This is a genomic window from Actinoallomurus sp. NPDC052308, from assembly GCF_040679195.1.
GTDB classification, from domain to species: domain Bacteria; phylum Actinomycetota; class Actinomycetes; order Streptosporangiales; family Streptosporangiaceae; genus Actinoallomurus; species Actinoallomurus liliacearum.
Window position 1 is genome coordinate 796,455 of record NZ_JBFAUM010000001.1, and the last position, 7,221, is coordinate 803,675.

General features: G+C 71.4%; 8 protein-coding genes and 1 pseudogene. 5 read left to right on the forward strand and 4 right to left on the reverse strand.

Annotated features, from left to right (window positions below; translation table 11 throughout):
- Positions 1-35 precede the first annotated feature (35 nt).
- The 3 genes and pseudogenes from AB0L00_RS04030 to AB0L00_RS04040 form a co-directional block, all read left to right on the forward strand.
- Positions 36-200 (forward strand): annotated as a pseudogene (locus AB0L00_RS04030) (GntR family transcriptional regulator); the annotation flags it as partial.
- Between the two features lie 9 nt (positions 201-209).
- On the forward strand, positions 210-653 hold the full coding sequence (locus AB0L00_RS04035; RefSeq protein WP_364427973.1) for an FCD domain-containing protein: 444 nt from the start codon (positions 210-212) through the stop codon (positions 651-653).
- A 12-nt stretch (positions 654-665) separates the two neighbouring features.
- Positions 666-1,451: a glucose 1-dehydrogenase gene (locus AB0L00_RS04040; RefSeq protein ID WP_364427975.1), complete on the forward strand. Its 786-nt coding sequence runs from the start codon at positions 666-668 to the stop codon at positions 1,449-1,451.
- Between the two features lie 101 nt (positions 1,452-1,552).
- On the opposite strand, the gene AB0L00_RS04045 is transcribed toward AB0L00_RS04040, so the two are convergent.
- Positions 1,553-2,149 carry a helix-turn-helix domain-containing protein gene (locus AB0L00_RS04045; RefSeq protein WP_364427978.1) on the reverse strand — a complete coding sequence of 199 codons (597 nt, stop codon included), beginning with the start codon at positions 2,147-2,149 and terminating at the stop codon, positions 1,553-1,555.
- Between the two features lie 74 nt (positions 2,150-2,223).
- Here AB0L00_RS04045 and AB0L00_RS04050 point away from each other — a divergent pair, with 74 nt between their 5' ends.
- A complete protein-coding gene (locus tag AB0L00_RS04050) occupies positions 2,224-2,550 on the forward strand; it encodes a rhodanese-like domain-containing protein (RefSeq protein ID WP_364427980.1) in 327 nt (108 codons plus the stop codon).
- A gap of 58 nt (positions 2,551-2,608) precedes the next feature.
- Here AB0L00_RS04050 and AB0L00_RS04055 read toward each other — a convergent pair whose 3' ends face one another.
- Both AB0L00_RS04055 and AB0L00_RS04060 read right to left on the reverse strand, forming a co-directional pair.
- Entirely contained in the window at positions 2,609-3,823 is a 1,215-nt protein-coding gene (locus AB0L00_RS04055) for an acyltransferase (RefSeq protein ID WP_364427982.1), read from the reverse strand.
- Positions 3,820-4,557, reverse strand: a complete 738-nt coding sequence (locus AB0L00_RS04060) for a class I SAM-dependent methyltransferase (RefSeq protein ID WP_364427984.1) — start codon at positions 4,555-4,557, stop codon at positions 3,820-3,822. The genes AB0L00_RS04055 and AB0L00_RS04060 overlap by 4 nt, the downstream gene beginning before the upstream one ends.
- 130 nt (positions 4,558-4,687) lie before the next feature.
- Here AB0L00_RS04060 and AB0L00_RS04065 point away from each other — a divergent pair, with 130 nt between their 5' ends.
- The gene (locus tag AB0L00_RS04065; protein ID WP_364427986.1) at positions 4,688-5,731 is read left to right on the forward strand and encodes a DUF3068 domain-containing protein; all 1,044 of its coding nucleotides are present in this window, start codon (positions 4,688-4,690) and stop codon (positions 5,729-5,731) included.
- Here AB0L00_RS04065 and AB0L00_RS04070 read toward each other — a convergent pair whose 3' ends face one another.
- Positions 5,732-7,096: a M1 family metallopeptidase gene (locus AB0L00_RS04070; RefSeq protein WP_364427988.1), complete on the reverse strand. Its 1,365-nt coding sequence runs from the start codon at positions 7,094-7,096 to the stop codon at positions 5,732-5,734.
- Between the last annotated feature and the right edge of the window lie 125 nt (positions 7,097-7,221).

The following is a 7,221-nucleotide window of genomic DNA, read 5'->3' on the forward strand; positions in this document are numbered from 1 at the left end:
GGGAGGGAGCGCGGTGCCCGCGGCTGCGCCGTGACATCGCGGACCAGGTCACCGCGCGGATCCTGGACGGCCGCCTGCCTGCCGAGGGACGCGTCAACGAGGTCCGCCTCGCGGCCGAACTCGGGGTCAGCCGTACGCCGCTGCGAGAGGCGCTGGTCGAGCTCACCGATCGGGGACTGCTGGTCGCCGAGCCGCGACGGGGCTTCCGCGTGCCGCCTCTGGACGTCGACGAGGCCCGCAAGCTCTATCCGCTGGTGGGCGAGTTGGAGGCCCTCGCCCTCCGGTGGACCGCGCCGCAGGACCTGATCGGACTCGTCGACCGGCTGGAGAAACAGATCGACGAGATGCGGGCCGTCGTGGAAAGGGGTGAGGAACTGGCCGCCCTCGACGACCGCTGGCATGCCCTGTTGCTCTCGGCCTGCGCCAACAGACACCTCATGCGGCTCATCGACCAGACCAAGCCCCTGCTCAAACGCTACGACGTGCTCTACTTCGGTGGCCCCGACCGGGCCCGGCGGAGCATCGACGAACACCGGCGCATCCTCGCCGCGATCCGGGAGGGAGATCTCACCGAGGCGGCGCGATGGCTCGTGCAGAACTGGGTCAACGGAGCCGCGTACCTGGGTCAGGACACGCGCCGACCCTCCCGGTAGGAAGAGGTGGACATGATCCAGAGCACTCCGGGCCATCGCGTCGGCACGGACCTGAACGGACAGGTCGCCATCGTCACCGGCGGCACCTCCGGTTTGGGCCACGCCATCGCGCTCGCCCTCGCGGAGGCGGGCTCGGCGGTCGCGCTCGTCGGCAGGCGGCGGGAAACCGGAGAGCGGGCTGCGGCGCGGATCGCGTCCCTCACGGGCCGGACGGCCTTCGCGCTGGCCTGCGACGTCAGCGACGAAGACGGTGTCCACCGGGCGGTGGGTGAGGTCGCCGAGCGATTCGGCCGCCTGGACGTCCTGGTGACGAGCGCGGGGATCCAGGCCAGAGGTGGCATCGCCGAACTCGGCGCGGCCGAGTTCCGGCGCTGTCTCGAGGTCAACGTCGTCGGGACCTTCCTGGCCTGCCAGGCGGCCGTCCCGTTCATGCGGGCCGCGGGATACGGCCGCATCGTCACCCTGGCCAGCGCGCTCGGTCTCGTGGGCGCCTCAGGCCGGGCCGGCTATGCCGCCAGCAAGGGCGCGGTCGTCCAGCTGACCCGGAGCCTGGCGACCGAACTGGCCGGCACCGGCATCTGCGTCAACGCTCTCGCGCCGGGCCCGTTCCGTACCCCGCTCAACGAGGACGTCGACGACGACCCCCGCGTACGCGACTTCCTCGACCACCAGGTGCCCGCGGGCCGGTGGGCGGACCCCACCGAACTGACCGCCGCCGCCCTTCTGCTGGCCGGGCCCGCGGCGTCCTACATCACCGGCGCGATCCTCCCCGTGGACGGCGGCTGGACGGCCCACTGACGCCGGCCGCACCCGGATCGAGGGCCTGGCCACCATCCTCCGAGACGACCCGATCTCCGGCGGCGACCGCCGGGCTCGCCGCCGTCGGGTGACATACCGCCTCATGAGCCTTGGTCGGACAGCCGCGTCGCCGAGCGGGCGAGGCGCAGAAGGTTGGCTCGTATCCGCTCCTCGCCCAGCTCCGGTAGGAGCGCGGACACGTGCACGGCCGACAGGGCGGCGAGCAGGGCGTGCGCGGTGTGCTCCGGGTCGGGTACGGCGCCGAGCAGGATCGCCGTGTGGCGGTGCCAGAATCGGTAGGCACCGATCCGGTAGCGGGCGCCGGGTGCCGCGCTCTCCGACATCCGGAGCAGATCCCGGTACTCCAGCAGATAGTCGAAGTAGGCGTTGACGAACGCGACGAGCCGCTCGTCGGCCGCCGCCCCGGGGCCGAGGGGTGGCGGTCCGTTCAGGATCGCCTCCTGCAACACACGTTCCCGGGCGTCCAGCAGGGCGGCGGCCAGTCCGGACTTGTCGCCGAACCGGCGGAACAGGGTGCCCTTGCCGACGCCGGCGGCCGCCGCCACCTGATCCATGGAGACCGCCTCGACGCCCCGCTCGGCGAACAGCCGGGCGGCGGCCTCCAGCACCGCGGCCCGGTTACGCGCCGCGTCGGCCCGTTCCTTACGAGGTGGTGTGCGCAGCAGTTCCAAGGGCATTGCGGAAGCGGACTTTGGTCCGGTACTGTCATCGATCACAACCGGACTATAGTCCACCTCTTGGAGGTAGTGGCATGACCGCACTCATCACCCGTGACGAACTGAAGACCGCGATCGACGCGGGCGCCGTGACCGTCGTCGACGCGTTGGGCGGCGAGTACTACGCGAAGCAGCACCTGCCCGGCGCCCTCGCACTGACCCGCGACGAGGTCGACGCCCAGGCGCCCACCCTGCTCCCCGACCGCGACGCCGCGATCGTCACCTACTGCTCCAACCCGGCGTGCCCCAACAGCGGACAGGTCGCCGACCGGCTCACCACCCTCGGCTACACCAATGTCCGCAAGTACCGCGAGGGCATCGAGGACTGGGTGGCGGCCGGCCTCCCCACCGAATCCGCCTGATCACCCACCGGGAAGGGGCGCTGAAGCGCGGCGCCCTTTCCCAGCGGTCGCGGGCCGCTCAGCGGTGGGTGAGGTGGAGGGCGGGTTTCTCGACCGCGTAGAAGCTGAGCGTCGCGACCGCCACGGTCAGGGCGGTGATGACGGGGAAGGCGGTCAGGAAGCCGCCGGTGAAGGCGGCGTGGCCGGTGACGCGGAACCAGGTGACGGAGACCGCGAGCTGCCAGAGGAAGACGCCGTACGAGATGCGGCCCAGGAAGCTCACGACGCGGTTGCCGAGGATCCGGTCGACGCCGGAGTCGCCCGGCCCGGCCAGGGCGACCGGGGCGACGAAGAAGGCCGCGACCAGGCCGTACAGCAGGACGCGCAGCTCCGCCGTCCAGGTCGTGTCGAGGGTGACCAGGTCGGTGGGGCCGGTGAGCGGGGAGGCGGCGACGCAGTAGAGGACCCCGGCGATGGCCCAGCAGGTGCCCCACGAGTGCGCGATCGTACGGCAGAACCGGACCGGCGCCGCGGCGCCCGTACGGGCCCAGACGGTCACCACGGACAGCGCCATGCCGATCGCGAACCAGGCGAAGTAGCGGGGTACGAACACGCCGAGCTGGATGGACATACGCGGCGTGAACATGAAGATCGTGAAGACGAACGAGACCGCCGCGTACCCCGCGATGGCGTGGAGCAGGCGCCGGGCCCGCCGGTCGGTGTCCGCGCCGCCTCGCCGGGCGTACCGGCCGAGGAGGGCGGCGGTGACGGGCAGCAGCGCGTACCAGGCGGCCTCGACCGTGAGGCTCCACACCTGGCCGAGCCCGGACGGGCCGAGGTAGGTGTGCCACCACGGGTGCGGGTCGTAGGTGTAGGTGAGTGTCAGCAGCTTCAGCCAGGTCCACGGGTCGCCCGCGTGGGCCGTCAGGATGGTGCCCATCACGAAGGCGACGACGAGCCAGTACGCGGGCAGGATCCGGACGGCGCGCCGCCACAGGTAGCGGCCCGTACGGGGCCGGTCGTGGCCGTCGAGCAGCAGCGCCGCGACCCACGGGCGGTACAGGAACAGGCCGGACAGGGTGAAGAAGACCGGGACGCAGATCCCGGCCCCGGACAGCAGCCAGGCCGTCAGGTCGCTCCGGAAGGTGTGGCCGGTGTCGGCGGCGACGTGGAAGAGGAGCACACCGAGCGCGGCGACGGCCCGGACGCCGTCCAGGGCGTTCTGGTGGCCGGAGATCCTGGGCAGCTCGGCCGGCGGGTCCGGCGTCCGCTCCTCGGCGCGCGTCGTGGTCATGTCGTCTTGCGCAGCACCAGGAGGAGGTTCCAGGTGAGGAACTCCCGGACGCCGGGGACGCGGACCACCGGGGCGGCCCACCCGGGGAGGTAGCGCGGCGCCGCCGCCTGGACCGTGACGTCGTCGCGGCCGCGCGCCCAGGCGAGGGCGGCGCCGACCGACACGGGGTGGAGGCTGTGGCCGTACCGGTTCTTGGGCGGCCGGCCGTGCTCCCGCTCGTACCGCCGGGCGGCCCGGTGCCCGCCGAGGTAGTGCCAGGGCGAGGTCTCGTGGCCGCCCCAGGGGGACAGCCAGTTGGTGAACGCGAGGAACACGACGCCGCCGGGCCGTACGACCCGGATCATCTCCGCGCCCATCCGCCACGGGTCGGGCACGTGCTCGAGCACGTTCGAGGAGAAGCACACGTCGACGGAGCCGGCGGCGAGGGGCAGGCTCAGCGCGGTGCCGAGCACGGTGCCGGGCGGAGGCGGGCCGTGGAGGGTCAGCTCCCCGGCGTCGCACTCGACGCCGACGCACCGGGCGCCCGCCTCGCGCAGCGCGGCGGTGAAGAACCCGGGCCCGCTCCCGACATCCGCCACGGTCGCGCCGTCCAGGGAGGTGTACCGGCCCAGCTGGGCGACGGTGTCGGCGGCCAGCAGCCGGTAGAACCCCTCCGGGTCGGACTGCTCGTCGCGGAACGCCCGCAGCAGGCGTACCGAGCGGGTGAGCGTCGCGCGGTGGGAGACGGGCGGCAAGGGGGGACCTCCGGGACGGCGAGACGGCAATCCTACGCCTCGGTAACGTACTCATCACGGCTGTTCAGCCAAGGGTGCATCGCCCTTTTTGTCCTCTACGATGCGGTGCACGTCGAGCGGGAGGTCAAGTGTGCGACGCAATGTCGGATTGGTCCTGGTCGGGATCGCGGCCTTCTTCCTCGCACTCGCCACGCTGGTGCGGTTCTATGTCGCGGACCAGGTGATCGCCGCTCCGGCGAACCTCTTCCAACAGTCCACCCTGGAGGCGACCGACGCCTCGTACCTCGACACCGCCACCCTGAAGATTCGCAAGGGCGTGCGCCTGCGAGCGGTGAACACCGTCCGCGGCGACGCCCGGGCGGCCACCACGAAGATCGCCGTCTGGGACTCCTTCACCTCCATCGAGGACCCGGCGACGAAGAAGAGCATCGAGATCCAGCAGCAGCGCGCCGCCTTCGACCGCCGGGCCGGGACGCTCTACAACATCAAGGGCGCGTCGGTCGGCAGCGACACCGGTGTCCGGCAGTCCGGGATCGGGACGTTCTGGCCGATCGGCGTGCACAAGCGCTCCTACCCGTACTTCGACCTCTCGACGAAGCGGACCTGGCCCGCGGCGTTCGCCGGGGAGGAGCGGATCCAGGGCATCAGGGTGTACCGCTTCGTCCAGCGGGTCCCCCCGACCGTCACCGAGTCCGTGAAGGGCGGCCTGCCCGCCGCGCTGCTGAAGGTGAAGAACCCCAAGAAACTCCCGGGCTATGACAAGAAGACCGGGAATGTCGCCGTCGACCGCGTCTACGCCGCGACCGTGACGCTCTGGGTGGACCCGCGCACCGGCGGCCAGGTGAGCCAGGAGCAGAAGGTCCGGACCACGCTGCGCACCAAGGACGGCGTGGACCGGCTCGTCGCCGCCGACCTGGACCTGAAGATGACCGACGCGAGCCAGAAGTCCCTCGCCAAGGTCAACAAGGACCAGGCGGTGAAGATCATGGCGGTCCGGACGGTCGTGCCGATCGGGGGAGCGGCCCTCGGGCTGGTCCTGCTCGTCGTCGGCCTCGTGCTGGCGGTGCCCGGACGCCAGACCATCATCCCGCTGCCCGACTCCGCCGAGGAGAACGGAAGCACGAAGAAGGCGGACGGCCTGCGCCAGGCCGCCCGCCCTCGTTCCGGTGACTGATCAGCCGTCGATGCGGTGCTGCGTCCAGAAGGACGTCAGGTCGGTCGAGGTCGCGGCCTGGGCCGCCGCCTTGAACTCCGCCGTCGTCGACACGCCGTACCAGTGGGACTGCGCGTAGGTGCGCAGCAGGTTGGTCATCGCCGTCGTGCCGATGAGCCGGCGCAGGTCGTGGAGCGCGCACTTGCCGTAGGAGTACACGACCGTGCTGTACCGGCTCGAGTGCGCGTCCCAGTACGCCATCGAGTTGGTGATCTTCTCGGCGGACGACGCCCAGGAGACGTTGTTCCAGCAGCCCGTCCCACTGAGGCCCTGGTAGAGGTCCGTGGAGTAGTCGGCGAACGCCTCGTCCAGCCACGGGCTGTTGTACTCGTCGTCGCCGACGATGCCGTACCACCACTGGTGCGCCAGCTCGTGCGCGAGCGCGGTGGAGCTGACCAGGTCGAGGACGAAGCCGGGGTACTCCATGCCGCCGAACCAGTACCCGTTGTCCAGGACGACGTCGACCTCGCCGTACGGGTAGGCGCCGAACCGTCCGCTGTGCGCGTCGATCGCGGACTCCGCCACGCTCAGCATGGAGTTCGCCGAGCTCGAACTGATCGAGCTGACCCGGTAGACGTTGATCTTCACGCCGCCCGGCGAGGTGCCGGAGACGAGGCCGAACGGCCCGGCCCCCCAGGCGAAGTCACGGACCTGGTTCGCGGTCGCCGTCGTGACGGTCCGGCCGGAGGAGCCGGGCGTGTCCACCGACGTCCCGGTCGCCGGGACGCTGATCGAGCTCGGGTGGTCGAGCGTGACCTTGAAGTCACTGGCGAGGGTGTAGAACGACTCGCCGTTGTTGGTGTACGGGTCCAGGTGCCAGCCCGACCCGTCCCGGATGGCCAGGACCGGCAGGGCGTTGCCGAGGAAGTTGTACGACCCGTCTCGGCCGAACCGGTCGACGCCGGCCGGGACGACGATGCTCAGGTCGAACCCGATCGAGCCGGTCTGGCCCTGGTTCAGCGGGCTCGGCAGCGTGACCTTCAGCGCGGTGCAGCCGACCTCCAGCGAACCGGCGGTGCCGCCGGTCACGTTCGAGACCGTGATGGGCGTCGACGGGCAACTGCCGTGGTAGTTGTCCCACAGCCGCAGGTACACCTCGGTGAGCGGGGTGGCCGAGGCGTTGGTGAAGCTCACGCTCTCGTGCCCGGTCCAGGTGGAGCCGCTGGAGTTGCTGGTCAGGTTCACCGTGTACGACGGCGTCGCCGGCGTCCGTACGGTGTCCGCGAGGGCGGCGGTGGCCGGGTGCGGGGCGGCGGCGTGGGCCGCGCCCATCGGGGTCAGCGCGGTCGCCGCCGAGGCGACGAGCGCGAGCAAAGCCTTCTTCAAGAGGAACTCCTGGTGATGAAGAGGGGGGGGCCCGCGGGGCACGCCGGGGCCCCCGCGCCCAGCGGTCTCTTTGGGTGGTGGGGGAGCATGTGTGCCGCAATCAATAACCTCGCGCGCCCGCCGCG

Bases quoted from the DNA above. Each gene is read 5' to 3' on its own strand.
- AB0L00_RS04040 (WP_364427975.1), top strand. From the start codon at position 666: ATGATCCAGAGCACTCCGGGCCATCGCGTCGGCACGGACCTGAACGGA.
- AB0L00_RS04045 (WP_364427978.1), bottom strand. From the start codon at position 2,149: ATGCCCTTGGAACTGCTGCGCACACCACCTCGTAAGGAACGGGCCGAC.
- AB0L00_RS04050 (WP_364427980.1), top strand. From the start codon at position 2,224: ATGACCGCACTCATCACCCGTGACGAACTGAAGACCGCGATCGACGCG.
- AB0L00_RS04055 (WP_364427982.1), bottom strand. From the start codon at position 3,823: ATGACCACGACGCGCGCCGAGGAGCGGACGCCGGACCCGCCGGCCGAG.